Consider the following 17798-nt stretch of genomic DNA (forward strand, 5'->3'; position numbering starts at 1 on the left):
TATTTTTTGTTTGAAGGAGAGGTTATATTGAATAGTGAATTAATTTTGGTACTTGATTTTGGCGGTCAGTATAATCAACTTATAGGAAGAAGAATAAGAGAGGCAAATGTTTATTGCGAAGTGTTGCCTTATTACACTTCTATTGACAAAATAAAAGCTATGAATCCAAAAGGTATTATTTTTACAGGAGGCCCTGCTTCTATATTAGATCCAAAGGCTCCTTTTTGTGATAAGGGGATTTTTGATTTAGGAGTTCCTATTTTAGGTATTTGTTATGGCATGCAGTTAATAAGCCATGTAATGGGAGGCACTGTAAAAAAGGCTCAGCAACGTGAATATGGAAAGAATGATATTCATTTAGATTCTAAAAGTAAGCTTTTTGAAAATGTTGAAGAGGATACAATTTGTTGGATGAGTCATACCTATTCTGTTGATAGTATTCCAGAAGGTTTTGTTGGTACTGCACGTACAAAAAGTTGTGAAACAGGTGCAATTGAAAATGAAAAGAAGAAGTTGTATGGTGTACAATTTCATCCGGAAGTCGTTCATACGCCTAAAGGGAAAGACATTTTGAACAATTTTCTTTACAATATTTGTGACTGTAAAGGTGATTGGAAGATGTCTTCTTTTGTAGAACAATCTATAAAAGAAATAAGAGAAAAGGTTGGAGACAAAAAAGTTTTATGTGCTCTTTCAGGAGGAGTAGATTCATCTGTTGCTGCTGTTATGATTCATAAAGCCATAGGTAAGCAGCTTACATGTATTTTTGTTGACCATGGACTTTTAAGAAAGTACGAAGGAGACCAGGTTGAAAAAGTTTTTACAAACCAGTATGACATAAACTTGGTAAGAGTAGATGCACAGGACAGGTTTTTGGACAAGCTAGAAGGGGTTACAGACCCTGAGAAGAAAAGAAAGATAATTGGAGAAGAATTTATAAGAGTATTTGAAGCAGAGGCAAAAAAAATAGGAAAAGTAGATTTTCTTGTACAGGGGACAATTTACCCTGATGTAATTGAAAGTGGAGTTGGTGATGCGGCAGTTATTAAGAGTCATCACAATGTAGGAGGTCTTCCAGATCATGTTGATTTTAAAGAAATTATTGAGCCGCTAAGAGATCTTTTTAAAGATGAAGTTAGAAAGGCTGGATTAGAGCTTGGAATACCTGAAGATATAGTTATGAGACAGCCTTTTCCAGGTCCTGGACTTGGAATAAGGGTAATTGGTGAAATAACAAGAGAAAAACTTGATATTTTAAGAGATACCGATTATATTTTTAGGGAAGAAATCAAAAAGGCAGGTCTGGGCAGGGAAGTAAATCAATATTTCACAGTGCTTACAGACATGAGAAGTGTTGGGGTAATGGGAGATGAGAGAACTTATGACTATACTTTAGCCTTAAGAGCTGTTACAACAACTGACTTTATGACAGCAGATTGGGCAAGAATTCCTTATGATGTACTGGAAAGAGTATCTAACAGGATTGTCAATGAAGTTGGACATATAAATAGAATAGTATATGACATAACAAGCAAACCCCCAGCAACAATAGAGTGGGAATAATATAAACATTATAGCAACTATTAAAAAAAACAAACTAAATAAAGCCATAGATTATTGCAGATTAGTTTTCTGTTTTAATCTGTGGCTTTTTATAGTACTTATTTTGAGAGATGTAATAACTTTGTATTGACATTGTAATAACAAAATGGTAAACTGTATTTAGGAGGGATGTGATAAAATGGCTCAAACAACAATTAGTATAAGAATAGATGAAGAGATAAAAAAAGAGTTGGAAAAAACTTGTAAGGAATTGGGGCTGAATGTTACAACTGCATTTACTATATTTGCAAAGAAAATGAGTCGTGAACACAGGATTCCATTTGAGGTATCTATTGATCCTTTTTATAGTAACAGTAATAAGAGAGCGATTGATCAATCCATCGAACAAATTAATCAAGGAAAAGTAGTGGTGAAAACCATGGAAGAACTTGAGGAAATGGAAAATGAGTAGATTTATATTTTCAGAACGAGCGTGGGGAGAATACTTATATTGGCAAACACAAGATAAGAAAACGCTAAAAAAAATTAATAAATTACTTAAAGATATTGAGAGAAATGGAAATGATGGAATTGGTAAGTCAGAGCCACTAAAGTACAGAAAAGGTTGGAGCAAACGCATTGATGATTGTAATCGTCTTGTATATGATATTCAAGATGATATGATTGAGGTTATTCAGTGCAAGGGTCATTATGATGATTAGTGATTTATGATATATAAGTAAACTCGTTTAGTTAAAACTGAGCGAGTTTACTTTTTTTTAATCTAAAATGTTTTGGGAAGATCTTAAAGTACAGTGTCTATTAAAAAAACATTGACAAAAAAAGTGAATGTTCTTATGGATTTATAAAATAATGTTTGTTTTTGGAGAGGATTTCATTGACAAAAAGTAAATCAGTTTGGTACTATTATTAATGTATGAAAGAGATAAATGAAACACGATAATAGAGGTTTTAGAAGCTAGTGAAATACTTAATAATGAAGGGGAGGGCTAAATCCCCTAGAATTTTAGCTAAGGTGGGAAGACATCTTTTGGGTAATAACATTTAGGGTTGGTCTGCCAACTCCTTTTTAATTTTTACGTTTAATGGAGGGTAAAAATCATGGCTGAAATAAAAGCCGCAAAAGCAGCTATAGTAACAGATACAGATACTGAAATTTTAAAAGATTGTATTGAGCTATTAAATCAATTTGGCGTTGAAGTAGTAGTCAATTCAGACTCTGACATTTTAAAAAATACTGTGGAGTACGTAAAAAATGCAGAGGCTGATGGAGTAGGAGTTATTGTTGCAGGTTATAAAAAAGGCTCTAACTTGGCAGAGGTTTTAGCTAAAGTTACGAACATTCCTGTTATAGGTGTTCCAATTAAGTTGAAAGAGGATAAAGGGTTGGATTTACTTTTGCCAATGACTGAAGGTCTAGAAAGTGCTCCAGTTGCAACTTTGGCGGTTAATGGATTTAAAAATGCCGGATTGCTTTGTGTTCAGATTCTTTCAACTAAATATGGAGAGCTGAGGGAAAAAATGAAGAACTATAAAAGTGATTTAAAACAAATGGTGGAAAAAAAGGATAAGAATCTTAAGGAACAGTTTAATTGTAATTAAATTGGGGATTAATTTTATGTAAGGAGAATATGTATGAGTATGAATGGAAAAATTAAACAGCAAAATGGTGAATTTGAGGATTTCTTTTTAGAAGACGACTTTAGAGAAGACAAGTTAAATGAAGAGTGCGGGATATTTGGACTTTTTAAAAAAAAGGGAGATGATGCAGCAAGAGCTGCTTATTATGCTTTATATGCACTTCAGCATAGAGGACAGGAGAGTTGTGGAATTGCTGTAAATGCAAATGAAAACTTGTTGTTTCACAGAGATATGGGGCTTGTACCGGAAATATTTAGTGAAAAGGTTCTTGATAAGCTTGAAGGAAATGTTGCAATTGGTCATGTAAGATATTCTACAGCAGGTGAGAGTATAAGGGAAAATTCTCAACCGATGGTTATTAAATATAGAAACGGTAAGTTGGCTCTTGCACATAATGGCAATCTTGTGAATTCAAACGAAATTAGGGACAGGTTTGAAGAAGACGGGGTTATATTTCAGTCTACTATAGACTCGGAAATTATTTTAAATCTTATTTCTAGATTTAGAGTTTCAAGCTCTGGAATTGAAGAGGCAATAGAAAAGACAATGGGAGAAATAAAGGGGTCATATGCGTTGGCTATTCTTACGCCGAGAAGACTTATTGGAGTGAGAGATCCTTTGGGAATAAGACCTTTATGTATAGGGATTACCGAAGATGGCTCTTATGTGCTTTCATCAGAAACATGTGCGTTAGACGCTGTGGGAGCTAAATATTTAAGAGATGTAGAACCAGGAGAGATAGTAGTCATTTCAGAAAATGGTTTAAATTCAATTCAAACAAAAGTATCTGAAGAATCAAAACTTTGTATATTTGAACATATTTATTTTGCAAGACCAGATAGTTATATTGATGGAGCAAGTGTTTACAGATCTAGGATTGAAGCTGGAAAAAGACTTGCAATAGAACACCCAGCTGATGCAGATTTGGTTATTGGTGTACCTGATTCAGGTCTTACTGCTGCACTAGGTTTTTCAGAGGAATCCGGGATTCCTTATGGAATGGGTCTTCTTAAAAATAGATATGTTGGAAGAACGTTTATTCAGCCAGAACAGGGGCAAAGAGAAAAATTTGTTAAAATAAAATTAAATGCTATAAGAGATGTTGTATCTGGTAAAAGAGTTGTAATGATAGATGATTCAGTGGTTAGAGGAACTACTAGTAGAAGGATAGTTCAAATATTGAAAGATGCAGGGGCAAAGGAAGTTCATATGAGAGTTAGTTCTCCACCAGTTAAGCATCCTTGCTATTTTGGCATTGATATTTCCAGTAAAACTCAGTTGGTTGCTGCAAAATATTCTGTTGAAGAAATATGTAACATGATAGGAGCGGACAGTTTAGGATATTTAAGTGTAGAAGGAATTTTAAACACGCCTTTAGGTTCAAAATGTGGTTTTTGCTCAGCTTGTTTTGTTGGTGACTACCCTATAGACGTACCTCAGGGAGCAAATGATTCTTCCTGTGGTTGATTTTTTGAAAAAATAATGGCAAATAAGATTTATTGGAGGTTTTATAAAATGGCTACTTACAAGGATGCAGGAGTGGATGTAGAAGCAGGCTATGAGGCAGTCAGATTAATGAAAAAGGATGTTAAAAATACTTTTAGACCAGAAGTGCTTACTGATATAGGTGGATTTGGAGGGCTTTTTGCATTAAATAAGGGAAATTACTCAGAACCTGTACTGGTATCGGGGACAGATGGAGTAGGAACAAAGCTTAAAATAGCCTTTTTGATGGACAAACATGATACTATTGGAATTGACTGTGTTGCCATGTGTGTAAATGATATAGTGTGCAGCGGTGCAGAACCTTTGTTTTTTCTAGATTATATTTCACTTGGGAAAAATCGTCCTGAAAAAGTTGCACAGATTGTAAAAGGTATTTCCGCTGGTTGTGTTGAAGCAGGGTGTGCTCTTATTGGAGGAGAAACAGCAGAAATGCCTGGATTTTATGCAGATGGAGAATACGACTTAGCTGGATTTGCAGTTGGTGCGGTAGAAAAAAGTAAAATTATTGACGGTAAAAGTATAAAAGAAGGGGATAAGTTGATTGGAATAGCTTCCTCTGGGATTCACAGTAATGGATATTCTCTAGTGAGAAAAGTTTTATCACCTACAAAAGATAAACTTTTAGAAGATGTTAAAGTTTTAGAGTCCACTTTAGGAGAGGCTTTTTTAAAGCCTACAAGGATATATGTCAAAGCTATACTGGACTTGAAAGATAAATTTGAAATTAAAGGAATATCTCATATTACAGGAGGAGGGTTTTATGAAAATCTTCCAAGAATGCTCCCAGAAGGACTGGGAATTAAGGTTTTTAAAGGCTCATGGCCGATACTTCCTGTGTTTAATTTGTTGCAGGATATAGGAATTGTTGATGAAAAAAATATGTTTAGTACATTTAATATGGGAATTGGTATGGTTGTTGTTGTGAATAATGAAGTAGCAGAAGATGTAGTGAAGCATTTGAACAGCGAAAAAGAACAGGCATATATTATAGGAGATATAGTTAGAGGAAAGGCCGGGGTTGAATTATGCTAAGGATAGGTGTATTGGTTTCCGGAGGTGGAACAAATCTTCAAGCCTTAATTGACAGAGTTGAGGATGGCTATATTAAAGAGTGTTCCATTGTTACAGTTGTTTCAAGCAAAAAGGAAGTGTATGCACTAGAAAGGGCAGAGAACCATGGGATTTCTGCAACATGTATTGCAAGAAAAGATTATTCAGATGTTAGTGAGTATGATGAAGCTCTTATAAAGCATTTTGAAGATTCTGATGTTGACTTAATTGTCATGGCTGGCTTTTTATCTATTTTAGGCGAAAAATTTGTAAAACATTTTAAGGGCAGTATAATTAATATTCACCCTTCCTTGATACCTTCTTTTTGTGGAAAAGGATATTATGGAATAATTCCTCATAGAAAGGCTTTAGAATACGGGGTTAAGGTTACAGGTGCAACTGTTCATTTTGTGGAATTAGAAGCTGATTCAGGACCTATCATTTTGCAAAAGGCTGTATATGTAGAAGATGACGATACTCCAGAGAAGTTGCAAAAAAGGGTTATGAAAGAAGCGGAATGGGACATATTGCCTAAAGCAGTAAAGCTAATTTCAGAAAAGAAGCTTTTAGTAGAAGGCAGACGTGTAAAAATAAAAAGTATATAAATATTAAATAAGAGGAGTGGTAGTGTGGCTAAGCGTGCACTGATAAGCGTTTCTGACAAAACTGGAATTGTGGAATTTGCTAGGGAATTGGACAGTCTTGGAGTTGAAATTATTTCAACAGGTGGAACAGCAAGAGTTTTAAGTGAAAATGGTATAAAGGTAATTAATATATCAGATGTTACTGGATTTCCTGAATGTCTTGATGGAAGAGTGAAAACTCTCCACCCAAATGTTCATGGAGGTATTCTTGCTATGAGAGATAATCCAGAGCATTTAAAGCAGATTAAAGACTTGGGAATAGAGCCTATTGATATGGTTATTATAAACCTTTATCCTTTTAAGCAAACTATATTAAAAGGACATGTTCAATTGGAAGAGGCTATTGAAAATATTGATATAGGTGGCCCGACTATGCTTCGTGCAGCAGCAAAAAATTATCAGGATGTTGTTGTGGTGGTGGATCCATCTGACTATAAAACGGTATCAGATGAAATTAAATCTTCTAAAGAAATATCTGTAAAGACAAAATTCAAACTTGCATATAAGGTTTTTGAGCATACAAGTCACTATGATACATTGATTGCAAAGTACTTAAGAGATAAGATTGGCGAAGAAGAATTTCCTGAGACTTTATCACTTACATTTGAGAAGGTTCAGGAAATGAGATATGGAGAGAATCCTCATCAGAATGCTGTTTTTTACAAGGAAATAGGTGCTAATATTGGCAATATAACATCGGCAAAACAGCATCATGGAAAAGAGCTTTCGTATAATAATATAAATGATACAAATGGTGCATTGGAATTATTGAAAGAATTTGATGAACCAAGTGTTGTTGCAGTTAAGCATGCTAATCCTTGCGGTGTAGCAAGTGGAAAAGATATTTATGAAGCTTATGTAAAGGCATATGAATCAGATCCTGTTTCCATATTTGGTGGAATTATTGCTGCAAATAGAGAAATAGATGAAAAGACTGCAGAGGAGATAAATAAAATATTTGTTGAGATTGTAATTGCTCCTTCCTTTACACAAAAAGCAATAGAGGTTCTTACTAAAAAGAAAAATATTAGAATTTTAGAGCTTGACAACATTGCTACAAAGCTTCCAGCAGGGACTTATGATATGAAAAAGGTTGCTGGTGGGTTGTTGGTTCAAAATTATAATAATGAGCTGTTTGAGGTTGATAATTTAGAATATGTTACAGAAAAGAAACCTACAAAAGAAGAATTGGAAGATATGGTATTTGGAATGAAGGTTGTTAAACATACAAAGTCTAACGGTATAGCAATAGCAAAAAATAAACAGTCAGTTGGTGTAGGACCTGGACAGTTAAATAGAATAATGGCTGCAAAAATTGCCATTGAGTATGGTGGTGAAAACACTAAGGGAGCTGTACTGGCTTCAGATGCTTTTTTTCCATTTCCAGACTGTGTTGAAGCAGCAGCCAAAGCGGGTATAACTGCAATTATTCAGCCAGGTGGTGCAAAGAGAGATCAAGAGTCAATAGATGCATGTAATAAATTAGGTATTGCAATGGTGTTTACCAAGATGAGACATTTTAAGCATTAGTATGATATTGTCTGTTTTGGTGAAATTTTAAGGAGGATTAGTAATGAAAGTACTTATTGTTGGTAGCGGAGGGCGTGAACATGCCCTTGTCTGGAAAATTGCACAGAGTGCATTGGTTGGTGAAATATACTGTGCTCCAGGTAATGGAGGTATTTCATCAATAGCTCAGTGTGTACCGATAAATATTATGGATATAGATGAAATAGTTAAGTTTTCTAAAGAAAAAGAAATTGATATGGTAGTGGTTGCATCTGAGAATCCTTTAGCAGCAGGTATGGTGGATGAATTAGAGAAGAATAAAATAAGAGCATTTGGACCAAGCAAAGCTGCTACAATAATTGAGGGAAGTAAATCATTTTCAAAAGAGCTTATGAAAAAATATGGCATACCTACAGCAGAATATGAAGTTTTTGATAACAGTGAGGATGCTATTTCTTATTTAAAGGATAAAAAGAATTTTCCTATAGTTGTCAAGGCAGATGGTTTAGCCCTGGGAAAAGGTGTGATAATTGCCGAGTCCTTTGAAGAAGCTGAAGACGCAGTGAAAAATATAATGGATGAAAAAGCTTTTGGAGATGCGGGAAACAGGGTTATAATAGAGGAGTTTCTTATAGGTCAGGAAGTTTCTGTACTTGCCTTTACTGATGGAAAGACAGTAAAGCCTATGGTTAGTTCACAGGATCACAAAAGGGCATTAGATAATGATGAAGGTCTTAATACAGGTGGCATGGGAACTTTTTCACCAAGTAGAATATATAATGGGGAAGTTGATAGGTTTTGTATGGATAAAATATACAAACCTACAATAGAGGCCATGAACAAAGAAGGAAGAAAGTTTAAAGGTATATTATATTTTGGTCTCATAATAACAGAGGAAGGTCCTAAGGTAATTGAGTACAATGCCAGATTTGGAGATCCAGAAGCACAGGTTGTATTGCCAAGACTTCAAAGTGATATATTAGAAATATTTAATAGTATAATTGATGAGAAGCTTGATGAAATTGATATAAAATGGGATAATAATGGATGTGTATGTGTTATAATGGCTTCAGGAGGATATCCTAAAAAATATGAAAAGGGTTTTGAGATATCTGGATTAGATGAAGTTGCAAAGGACATTAATACTGTTGTTTTCCATGCAGGCACAAAGAAAGAAAATAACAGGTACCTGACAGCGGGGGGAAGGGTTATAGGAGTTACTGCATTAGAGAGTAGTTTAGATAAGGCAATTAAAAAAGCTTATGAAGCTGTTGAAAAAATAAGTTTTAAAAATGCTTACTATAGAAAAGATATTGGTGTGAAATAGTAATATAAGAGATAAAACTCTGCCTTTTAGGCAGAGTTTTAATAAAAGAAATTTTTATGGAGTTGATTTTATGGCTGGCAAGTATATTTGCATGGACATAGGTGGTACAAAAATATTAGGAACAATAGTTGACGAAAATAACAATATAATTTTTAGAGCTAAAAAGAAAACAAAGGCTAATAAGGGTCTTGAAGTGGTTGAGCAAAGAATGGCAAAGGTGGTAGAAGAGCTTTTAGAACAATCACAGATACCAAAAGAAGAAATTGTGGCAATAGGGGCGGGAGCTCCAGGAGTTATAAATGAAGATACAGGTGAAATTATATACTCGCCAAATTTGCCTTGGAAAAATTATAATATAAAAAAAGCGATTGAAGACAAATTAGGAATACCTTTTTTTGTTGGAAATGATGCAAACATCGGTATGATGGGTGAGTGGAAGTATGGAGCTGCCGTAAACAAAAAAAATGTAGTTGGAATTTTTGTAGGTACGGGAATAGGTGGAGGACTTATTGTAAATGATAGCCTATTTTCTGGTTCAAAGTACCTTGCAGGAGAACTTGGGCATATGGTTTTAAATCCTGAAGGTCCTTATTGTAATTGTGGACAAAGGGGCTGTCTTGAAACATACGCAGCTAAGGTGTCTATGACAAGAGAAATAAAGAATCAAATTAATAGAGGCAGAGATAGCATTTTAAAAGATTTAATGGACATGGAAAGTTCAGTTATAAGAAGTAAGCCTCTTAAAACAGCAATAGATCAAAAAGATGCTCTTGCTGTTGAAGTGTTAGATAAGGCAATATATTATTTAGCTGCCGGGACAGGATCTTTAATAAATATATTTAATCCAGATATGGTTGTATTAGGTGGAGGTGTGATTGAATCTTTAGGAGATTATATTATGCCGATTTTAAACAGATACATAAGAAGATTTGCGTTTCCTGACATAATTGAAGGAACTGAAATTGTGGAAAGTGCTTTAGGAGACGATTCTATTATATATGGTGCCCTTGCGTTAGCTAAGGAAAAGCAAGGCTAGGAAAGTTTTTAGTATCTTTAGTAAAGGTGTTTTTTATTATGATTGCAGTAAAAAAAATAGGTATTTTAGGTGGAACATTTAATCCTATTCATAATGGTCATTTAATAATGGCAGAGGCGATAAGAGAAGACTTTAGGTTGGACAAGGTATTATTTATACCCAGTGGCAATCCGCCCCACAAAAGCAAGAATGAGGTTATTGATAAAGAGCACAGATATAACATGGTTTGTGAGGCTATAAATGAGAATGATTTTTTTGAAAAGTCTAGGATTGAAATAGAAAGAGAAGGTTATACTTATACGATTGACACTTTAAAGAGATTAAAAGCATCACAAAAAGAGGATGTTTTGTTGTATTATATAATAGGGGCGGATGTTTTATATGATTTAAACAAATGGAAAGATTACCAGTCTGTATTTAAAACATGTGAATTTATTGCTGCTTTAAGGCCTGGAAGTAGAAAAGAGGAATTTAGAGATAGGATAAAATATCTAAATAATAATTTTGAGGCCAAAATTTATAGTGTAAATATTCCATTAATAGACATATCATCTACAGAAATAAGAAAAAGAGTTAAAGAGGGAAAATCTATAAAGTATTTAGTTCCTGAAAATGTGGAAAACTACATTAAAAACAATAAGCTTTATTTAACCTAGGTGAAATTGAGAGGTAAAAAATGGTGACAAGAGAAGAAATAAAGGTTAAACTAAAAAGAAATGTTATAAAAAATAGATTTATTCATTCAATAAATGTAATGGAGCTGGCAGCTGAACTTGCTTCTGTATATGGGGTTGATCAAGAAAAAGCTGCTATTGCAGGGCTTTTGCATGATTGTGCTAAAAATATTGAACTAGATAGAATGTTAATGCTCTGTGATGAATTTGATATAGTTGTTGATGATGTAGAGAGACTTCAGCCAAAATTGCTTCATGGCAGAGTGGGGGCAGTTTTAGCATCAAAGGAGTATGGAATTTACGATGAGACTATTTTAAATGCAATAAGGTATCATACCCTTGGTAGAGAAAATATGACTATGATGGAAAAAATAGTATTTGTCTCTGATTATATTGAACCAAACAGGGAGTTTGAAGGGATTGAGGAAGTTAGAGAACTTGCCTTTATTGACATTGACAAAACTATGATTATTTCACTTAATAATATTATAGTGCACATTATAGCTAAAGGTGCCTTAGTTCATCCAGTCGCAATAATGGCAAGAAACGATATGATAAAAAAAAGAATGTAAAAAGTACATGTTTGATTGCAGCCGACTTTTTGATATGTTATAATTTGAAACGTAAAAGACACTTTATGAAAGGATGGGTTGATTGTTGGAGCCTAGTAAAATAGCGAAAAAAATAGCTGATGTCATAGATGAAAAAAAAGCAAAGGATATAAATGTAATAAATATAAGAGATGTTTCTACATTGGCAGATTATTTTGTCCTATCTAGTGGAACATCCACTACTCATATAAAAATGCTTGCTGATGAAATAGAAAAAGAAATGGAAGAAGACATAGAGCTTTTACATAAAGAAGGCTATAATAGTGCAAGGTGGATTTTATTGGATTTTGGTTGTGTAGTTGTTCACCTTTTCCATGAAGAAGACAGAGAGTTTTACAAACTTGAAAGATTGTGGTCTGACGGTGTAATAGAAAAGGGATAAAAATAGTTATGTTTTTAGTTCTAAAGCTTTAAATATATTTTGAAATGAAGTAGTTTGTATATTGCTAATTAATGTGGAGGTAATTTTATGCATTATAATTTTGGTGAAATTGAAAAGAAGTGGCAAAAGAAGTGGGATGATAATAAAGCATTTTCTGCAATAAAAGACGATAATAAAGAGAAATATTACGTTCTTGAAATGTTTCCATATCCTTCAGGAAATCTTCATATGGGTCATGTGAGGAATTATTCTATTGGAGATATTGTGGCAAGATTTAAAAAGATGAATGGTTACAATGTTCTTCATCCAATGGGATGGGATTCATTTGGACTGCCAGCTGAAAATGCAGCTATAAAGAGAAACATTCATCCTAATGAATGGACATGGTCCAATGTAGACAATATGAGAGGACAGCTAAAAGAACTTGGAATAGGATATGACTGGGACAGGGAAGTGGCTACCTGCCATCCTGACTATTATAAATGGACTCAGTGGATGTTTTTACAGCTTTACAAAAAAGATCTTGCATACAAGAAAAAGTCATATGTTAACTGGTGTCCATCTTGTTCAACTGTTTTGGCAAATGAACAGGTTGTAAGTGGTGCATGTGAAAGATGTAGTTCTTCTGTTGAAAAGAAAGATTTGGAACAGTGGTTCTTTAAAATAACAGAATATGCACAAAAACTTTTAGATGACATTGAAAAACTTACTGGATGGCCGGATAAGGTAAAAACAATGCAGCAAAACTGGATTGGTAGAAGTGAAGGTGTTGAAGTTGACTTTAAAGTGGATGGTCTTGATAAATCAGTAAGAATATATACTACAAGACCTGATACCATATTTGGCGTGACATATATGGTTATTGCTCCTGAGCATCCTTTGGTTAAGGAACTTATAAAAGGAACAGAAAAGGAACAAACTTGCAATGATTTCATTAAAAAAATGCAATTTTTAAATGAAATTGACAGAACATCAACAGATGTAGAAAAAGAAGGCGTTTTTACTGGCAGATATGTTATTAATCCTTTAAATGGTGATAAAGTACCTCTATACTTAGGGAATTATGTTTTGGCAGAGTACGGTACAGGGGTTGTTATGGCTGTTCCTGCACATGATCAGCGTGATTTTGAATTTTCAAAGAAATACAATTTGCCGATAAAAGTTGTTATTCAACCTGAAGGTGAAAAGCTTGATCCTCAAAAGATGACAGAGGCATATGTAGAGACAGGCTACCTTGCAAATTCAAAACAATTCGATGGTATAAAAAGTGATAAAGCGATAGGTGAAATAATAGATTATGTAGAAGAAAAATCTTTTGGTGAAAGAAAAGTAAACTTTAAGCTCAGAGACTGGTTGATTTCAAGACAAAGATATTGGGGAGCACCTATTCCTATCATTTATTGTGATGATTGTGGACATGTACCAGTTCCGGAAGAAGACTTACCAGTTGTTTTGCCTACGGATGTTAAGTTTACAGGGGTTGGAGAGTCTCCTTTGACTTCAAATGAAGAATTTATAAAAGCAAAATGTCCTAAATGTGGCAAAGAAGGTAGACGTGAAGTTGATACTATGGATACTTTTGTTTGTTCATCTTGGTATTTTTTGAGGTATTGTGATCCCTGTAACGGTGAATTACCATTTGATAAAGAAAGTGTGGATTATTGGATGCCTGTTGACCAATACATAGGTGGCGTTGAGCATGCAATACTTCATCTACTGTATTCTAGATTTTTTATGAAGGCTCTTTATGATATGGATTTTGTAACTTGTGATGAACCTTTTAAAAACCTACTAACCCAAGGTATGGTTCTAAAAGATGGGGCTAAGATGTCAAAATCTTTAGGAAATGTAGTAAGTCCTGAAGAAATAATTGAAAAGTTTGGAGCGGATACGGCAAGGTTGTTTATATTATTTGCATCCCCTCCAGAAAAAGACCTTGAGTGGAGTGATCAAGGAGTTGAAGGTTGTTACAAATTTATAAACAGGGTATGGAGAATAATAAATCAATTTATGGATTCTGTAAAAGGGGATTATCAGTTAAACACAGATGACTTTACAAAACAAGACAAAGACCTCTGGTTTGTGGTAAACAACACAGTGAAAAGAGTAACAGAGGATATTAGTCAGAGATTTAACTTTAATACGGCGATAAGTGCTGTGATGGAACTTGTAAATGCATTTTATAATTATAGTGATAAGGTGCCTGATGAAAAGAAGAACAACGGGTTAATAAAAGCAGGTATTGAAAAAATGATATTGATGCTGGCTCCTTTTATTCCTCATGCGGCAGAAGAGTTATGGCAATCTACAGGTAAAGAAAATAGTGTACATGAACAAAAATGGCCACAGTATGATAAAAAAGCATTGGTAAAAGATGAAATAGAAATCGTAGTTCAAATAAATGGGAAAGTAAGAGATAAAATTGTTATTGCATCAGGGTTAGATAAAAAAGGAATGGAAGAGAAAGCTTTAGAAAGTGATAAGATAAAAGTTGCAATTGAAGGAAAAAATGTTATCAAAGTAATTGCAATTCCAGGAAAGCTTGTTAATATTGTTGCAAAGTAAAGAAAGTATAAGGTGGAATTTCTCTAATAAATCCTCAGGTGGAGTTGAGTCTCCACCTGAGGATTCGATGTTTAGCTTTAGCTAAACCAATTCACTATATTAAAGTCTATTTTTTGAAATCATGCTTCTTGATATTTTTCTAAGTGTAATTCTAAGAATTATAAACATAATGAGAAAAATGATTGTTCCAATTAAAATTCTCTTTGGGAGTGAATTTTGTGGATTTTCCATAATAGATGATGTGGTGATATTTTTTTCTACAGTTCGTGTTGCAATTAAATCTACTTTTCCAATTGAGAGTTGATCATTTTTAATTTCTATATAGCCTAATACATCTCCTCTATAAACTGGAGCTGTGATATTTTCTTCAACGTTTTTTTCAAAAGTAAGGTCTTGTATTTTTGTTTGCTCTGGAAGTACGCATTTAAAGTCTTCAGATGCAAGCAAATCTAAATTGCTATTTCCAGAAGCTTCAGAAACATTTACAGTTGTAGCATATGAATTTTGAGCAAGTATGTGAGTAAGAGAATAATTTTTAAAACCATATTCAAGAAGTTCTTTTGAATAGCGAAATACATCTTCATATTGCTCAACACCCATTACAACAGCAATTAACTCCATTCCAGTTTCATCTTTTGCAGATGAAACAAGGTTGCCTAAGGCTCTACTTGTATATCCTGTCTTTATACCAGTAACTTCGCTGTAGTACTCTGAAGCATAACTTGAAAATAGCAATTTGTTACTGGAATGCAAAAAAATCTCCTCATCATGTTTGTTTGTGGGAGGTATTGTATAATGGGTCTTTTTTACTATTTCTCTGAATTCAGGGAGCGTCATGGCGTGTCTTGACATAACTGCCAAATCGTAAGCGGAAGAAATATGCAGATGTCCGTCGCTTGTATTGTCCATGCCTGATGGGTTTACAAAGTTTGTGCACTCAGCTCCCAGCTCTTCTGCCCTTTGGTTCATAAGATCAAAAAACTCCTGATGTGAAGGACTTATGCTTTCAGCTATTACATAAGCAGTTTCATTTGCTGACCTGATTAAAAGAGCATTCAAAATATGCCTTAACTCCAGATGCTCACCTTCCATAAGGCCTATATGCATACCGCCAATACCGATATTGTCAATAGCAGATTGGCTCACGGTTACTAAGCTGTCAAGGTCTCCCTGCTCAACTGCTAAAATTCCTGTCATAATTTTAGTTGTGCTAGCAGGTGGTAGTAGGGATTTAGAATTGAATTCACATAACACCTGACCTGTTTTAAAATCCATAAGAATATATGCCCTTGCAGGGATATCTAAGGGTTGAGAATTTATTGGTGTGCTAATCGATATAAAAACAATTAGCATTAATATAATAAAAAGTATTTTTTTCATTTGTTCCTCCAGCTAAATGGCTTTATTGTATAGTCAAGTAGTGTTGATTTAGTAACACTACATTTAAGTATAACAAAAAATTTGCGAAAAATGTATATAAAATTTTAAAAAAAACCTAGGAAATTAAAGGGAATAAGCATTAAGGTGTAGAATTATAAATTTAAATGGAGGTAATAATTATGCTGAAAGAGATTTTAAATCATGAAATAAAAGTAAAAAAGGGTGTTTTGATTTCTCTTATCGCAGCTTTGGTTCTTAGTGTGTCAGTAATAGGTTATTTACTTATGGGGGATTATGGAGAGAACGTGGTTATAAGAAGTTCAGAGGGTGAAGTAGAAGTAGGTTTTAGAGAAGATGAACAGGAAGATAAAGAGGAAATAGAAGTAGAAGAAATAAATGTATATGTAGTTGGAGAAGTCAAAAAACCTTCAGTTGTTACACTAGAAAAAGGTCAGATAATTGAAGATGCAATTCTTTTAGCAGGAGGACCTACAGAGCATGCAGATTTGGAAAATATAAATCTTGCCTACATATTGACAGAAAATGTTATGTTGCAAATCAGATCAAAAAAGGAAATGTCAGAAGATGAAGAAGTATCAGAAGATGAAAACTCGTCAGATGAAAATTTTATTGGTATGAATATTGTTTCAGGCAGTGGAGGAGCTGTTATAGGAGAAAGTAAAGATAGTACAAGTTTGAAGATAAATATTAATTCTGCTTCTAAAGAGCAACTAAATACATTGCCGGGAGTAGGACCTGTTATTTCAGGTAATATAATTACTTTGAGGCAAGAAATAGGGGGGTTTGAAAAAATTGAAGACATAATGGATGTATCAGGAATAGGCGATGCTAAATTTAGAGAATTAAAGGATTTTATAACGGTAGACTAAAGTAAACTCGTTTAGCTAAAACTAAACATCGAGACTTCAGGTGGAGACTGAACTCCACCTGAAGATTTATAAGAGCAACTCCACCTTCTATAAGGTGGAGTTTTAGAATAAGATAAACTTTAGTTTCTGGGATATTTTTCTTCGTATTAGTTATATGATCTGTACTTGTATATAGAGGTTTTGACAAATATGCATTTAGTAAAGTATAATTAAAGTGCAAGGTGAGACTTTTTGTTTCTCTAATAATGAAAGGGGGGCTGGTTTGTTAGGTTGTTTATCTAACAAGCATTTTAAATGAAAAGAAACTGGATAATTGCAATTTGCTTGATATCACTGGTGGTATTATCAGGATGCAATAACTCCGAGCCTTCTGATGAGGGTAGTGATTTAGACCAAAAGGATTTAAATGGTGTTACAACTGATTCTGTTGAAGAACGTGAACACAAAGAAGAGGAGACTGAAAAAGAAGAGACTGAAAAAGACATAATTCTTTATTTTAGTGATTACCAAGCGGAATATACAGTTGCTGAAATAAGAAATGTAGAGGTTGAAGGAAACATTGAAGAAACTATTTTTAAAGAACTGAAAAAAGGACCTGAGAATGAAGAACTATATGCTGTAATTCCTGATAAAACAAAACTGTTATCTATTCAAACAAAAGATGGAGTTTGTACAGTGGACTTATCGGAGGAATTTGTATCTAATCAACCAGGAGGAACGGCAGCAGAAACTATAACAATCAATTCCATTGTAAACACATTGACAGAGCTTGAACACATAGACAGTGTGCAGTTTCGTGTAGAGGGAAATATTAGAGAGGTTCTTGTTCATCAGGAGTTAGACAGACCAATTAAGAGAAATGAAAGTATAATTGAAAAATAAGGTTTGAAAAAGATTTAAAAGCTCGAGGGTCTAATGTCTTCGAGCTTTTAGCTTATCTAAATTGCGTAACTTTAGTTTTTGGAATATTGTTCTTCACATTTAATATATACACCTCTTAGATTTCAGATTTCTTAAAAG

At 33.9% G+C, this 17798-nt stretch carries 17 protein-coding genes; 16 read left to right on the plus strand and 1 reads right to left on the minus strand.

All coding sequences use genetic code 11. From position 1 onward, the window contains the following. Window positions 1-27: 27 nt before the first annotated feature. The 14 genes from guaA (at window position 28) to leuS (ending at window position 14508) form a co-directional block, all read left to right on the plus strand. Complete coding sequence (gene guaA / locus RBH29_RS13145; protein WP_306697378.1) at window positions 28-1563, plus strand: glutamine-hydrolyzing GMP synthase; 1536 nt, start codon at window positions 28-30, stop codon at window positions 1561-1563. 178 nt (window positions 1564-1741) lie between these two features. After that, window positions 1742-2014, plus strand: a complete 273-nt coding sequence (locus RBH29_RS13150) for a type II toxin-antitoxin system RelB/DinJ family antitoxin (protein ID WP_306697379.1) — start codon at window positions 1742-1744, stop codon at window positions 2012-2014. Continuing rightward, entirely contained in the window at window positions 2007-2264 is a 258-nt protein-coding gene (locus RBH29_RS13155) for a Txe/YoeB family addiction module toxin (RefSeq protein WP_306697381.1), read from the plus strand. Before RBH29_RS13150 ends, RBH29_RS13155 begins: the two co-directional genes overlap by 8 nt. Window positions 2265-2664: 400 nt before the next feature. After that, a complete protein-coding gene (locus RBH29_RS13160; protein ID WP_306697382.1) occupies window positions 2665-3165 on the plus strand; it encodes an AIR carboxylase family protein in 501 nt (166 codons plus the stop codon). A gap of 39 nt (window positions 3166-3204) precedes the next feature. Next, window positions 3205-4671: an amidophosphoribosyltransferase gene (gene purF, locus RBH29_RS13165; protein ID WP_306697394.1), complete on the plus strand. Its 1467-nt coding sequence runs from the start codon at window positions 3205-3207 to the stop codon at window positions 4669-4671. 48 nt (window positions 4672-4719) lie between these two features. Next, a complete protein-coding gene (purM, locus tag RBH29_RS13170) occupies window positions 4720-5742 on the plus strand; it encodes a phosphoribosylformylglycinamidine cyclo-ligase (RefSeq protein WP_306697383.1) in 1023 nt (340 codons plus the stop codon). Then, window positions 5736-6365, plus strand: coding sequence for a phosphoribosylglycinamide formyltransferase (gene purN, locus RBH29_RS13175; RefSeq protein ID WP_306697384.1), 630 nt, complete (start codon window positions 5736-5738; stop codon window positions 6363-6365). Before purM ends, purN begins: the two co-directional genes overlap by 7 nt. 24 nt (window positions 6366-6389) lie before the next feature. Next, window positions 6390-7934 (plus strand): bifunctional phosphoribosylaminoimidazolecarboxamide formyltransferase/IMP cyclohydrolase, encoded by a 1545-nt coding sequence (gene purH, locus RBH29_RS13180; RefSeq protein WP_306697385.1) that lies wholly within the window; start codon window positions 6390-6392, stop codon window positions 7932-7934. A gap of 43 nt (window positions 7935-7977) precedes the next feature. After that, entirely contained in the window at window positions 7978-9240 is a 1263-nt protein-coding gene (purD, locus tag RBH29_RS13185) for a phosphoribosylamine--glycine ligase (protein ID WP_306697386.1), read from the plus strand. A gap of 70 nt (window positions 9241-9310) precedes the next feature. Continuing rightward, a complete protein-coding gene (locus RBH29_RS13190) occupies window positions 9311-10276 on the plus strand; it encodes an ROK family protein (RefSeq protein WP_306697387.1) in 966 nt (321 codons plus the stop codon). A gap of 38 nt (window positions 10277-10314) precedes the next feature. Beyond that, the gene (gene nadD / locus RBH29_RS13195) at window positions 10315-10932 is read left to right on the plus strand and encodes a nicotinate-nucleotide adenylyltransferase (RefSeq protein WP_459076787.1); all 618 of its coding nucleotides are present in this window, start codon (window positions 10315-10317) and stop codon (window positions 10930-10932) included. 20 nt (window positions 10933-10952) lie between these two features. After that, window positions 10953-11522, plus strand: a complete 570-nt coding sequence (gene yqeK / locus RBH29_RS13200; protein WP_306697388.1) for a bis(5'-nucleosyl)-tetraphosphatase (symmetrical) YqeK — start codon at window positions 10953-10955, stop codon at window positions 11520-11522. Between the two features lie 85 nt (window positions 11523-11607). Further along, on the plus strand, window positions 11608-11943 hold the full coding sequence (rsfS, locus tag RBH29_RS13205) for a ribosome silencing factor (RefSeq protein WP_306697389.1): 336 nt from the start codon (window positions 11608-11610) through the stop codon (window positions 11941-11943). 87 nt (window positions 11944-12030) lie between these two features. Next, window positions 12031-14508, plus strand: coding sequence for a leucine--tRNA ligase (leuS, locus tag RBH29_RS13210; protein ID WP_306697390.1), 2478 nt, complete (start codon window positions 12031-12033; stop codon window positions 14506-14508). 99 nt (window positions 14509-14607) lie between these two features. On the opposite strand, the gene RBH29_RS13215 is transcribed toward leuS, so the two are convergent. After that, complete coding sequence (locus RBH29_RS13215; RefSeq protein WP_306697391.1) at window positions 14608-15888, minus strand: D-alanyl-D-alanine carboxypeptidase family protein; 1281 nt, start codon at window positions 15886-15888, stop codon at window positions 14608-14610. 179 nt (window positions 15889-16067) lie between these two features. On the opposite strand from RBH29_RS13215, the gene RBH29_RS13220 reads away from it, so the two are divergent. Next, the gene (locus RBH29_RS13220; protein ID WP_306697392.1) at window positions 16068-16778 is read left to right on the plus strand and encodes a helix-hairpin-helix domain-containing protein; all 711 of its coding nucleotides are present in this window, start codon (window positions 16068-16070) and stop codon (window positions 16776-16778) included. 294 nt (window positions 16779-17072) lie between these two features. Then, window positions 17073-17660, plus strand: coding sequence for a GerMN domain-containing protein (locus RBH29_RS13225; RefSeq protein WP_306697393.1), 588 nt, complete (start codon window positions 17073-17075; stop codon window positions 17658-17660). The last annotated feature ends 138 nt before the right edge of the window (window positions 17661-17798 follow it).

Origin of the sequence: Herbivorax alkaliphila (assembly GCF_030848475.1) — a bacterium.
Classification (GTDB): domain Bacteria; phylum Bacillota; class Clostridia; order Acetivibrionales; family Acetivibrionaceae; genus Herbivorax.

Coding starts and splice junctions, on each gene's coding strand:
- RBH29_RS13150 (WP_306697379.1), top strand. CDS start 1,742: ATGGCTCAAACAACAATTAGTATAAGAATAGATGAAGAGATAAAAAAA.
- RBH29_RS13155 (WP_306697381.1), top strand. CDS start 2,007: ATGAGTAGATTTATATTTTCAGAACGAGCGTGGGGAGAATACTTATAT.
- RBH29_RS13160 (WP_306697382.1), top strand. CDS start 2,665: ATGGCTGAAATAAAAGCCGCAAAAGCAGCTATAGTAACAGATACAGAT.
- purF (WP_306697394.1), top strand. CDS start 3,205: ATGAATGGAAAAATTAAACAGCAAAATGGTGAATTTGAGGATTTCTTT.
- purM (WP_306697383.1), top strand. CDS start 4,720: ATGGCTACTTACAAGGATGCAGGAGTGGATGTAGAAGCAGGCTATGAG.
- purN (WP_306697384.1), top strand. CDS start 5,736: ATGCTAAGGATAGGTGTATTGGTTTCCGGAGGTGGAACAAATCTTCAA.
- purD (WP_306697386.1), top strand. CDS start 7,978: ATGAAAGTACTTATTGTTGGTAGCGGAGGGCGTGAACATGCCCTTGTC.
- RBH29_RS13190 (WP_306697387.1), top strand. CDS start 9,311: ATGGCTGGCAAGTATATTTGCATGGACATAGGTGGTACAAAAATATTA.
- nadD (WP_459076787.1), top strand. CDS start 10,315: ATGATTGCAGTAAAAAAAATAGGTATTTTAGGTGGAACATTTAATCCT.
- yqeK (WP_306697388.1), top strand. CDS start 10,953: ATGGTGACAAGAGAAGAAATAAAGGTTAAACTAAAAAGAAATGTTATA.
- leuS (WP_306697390.1), top strand. CDS start 12,031: ATGCATTATAATTTTGGTGAAATTGAAAAGAAGTGGCAAAAGAAGTGG.
- RBH29_RS13215 (WP_306697391.1), bottom strand. CDS start 15,888: ATGAAAAAAATACTTTTTATTATATTAATGCTAATTGTTTTTATATCG.
- RBH29_RS13220 (WP_306697392.1), top strand. CDS start 16,068: ATGCTGAAAGAGATTTTAAATCATGAAATAAAAGTAAAAAAGGGTGTT.
- RBH29_RS13225 (WP_306697393.1), top strand. CDS start 17,073: ATGAAAAGAAACTGGATAATTGCAATTTGCTTGATATCACTGGTGGTA.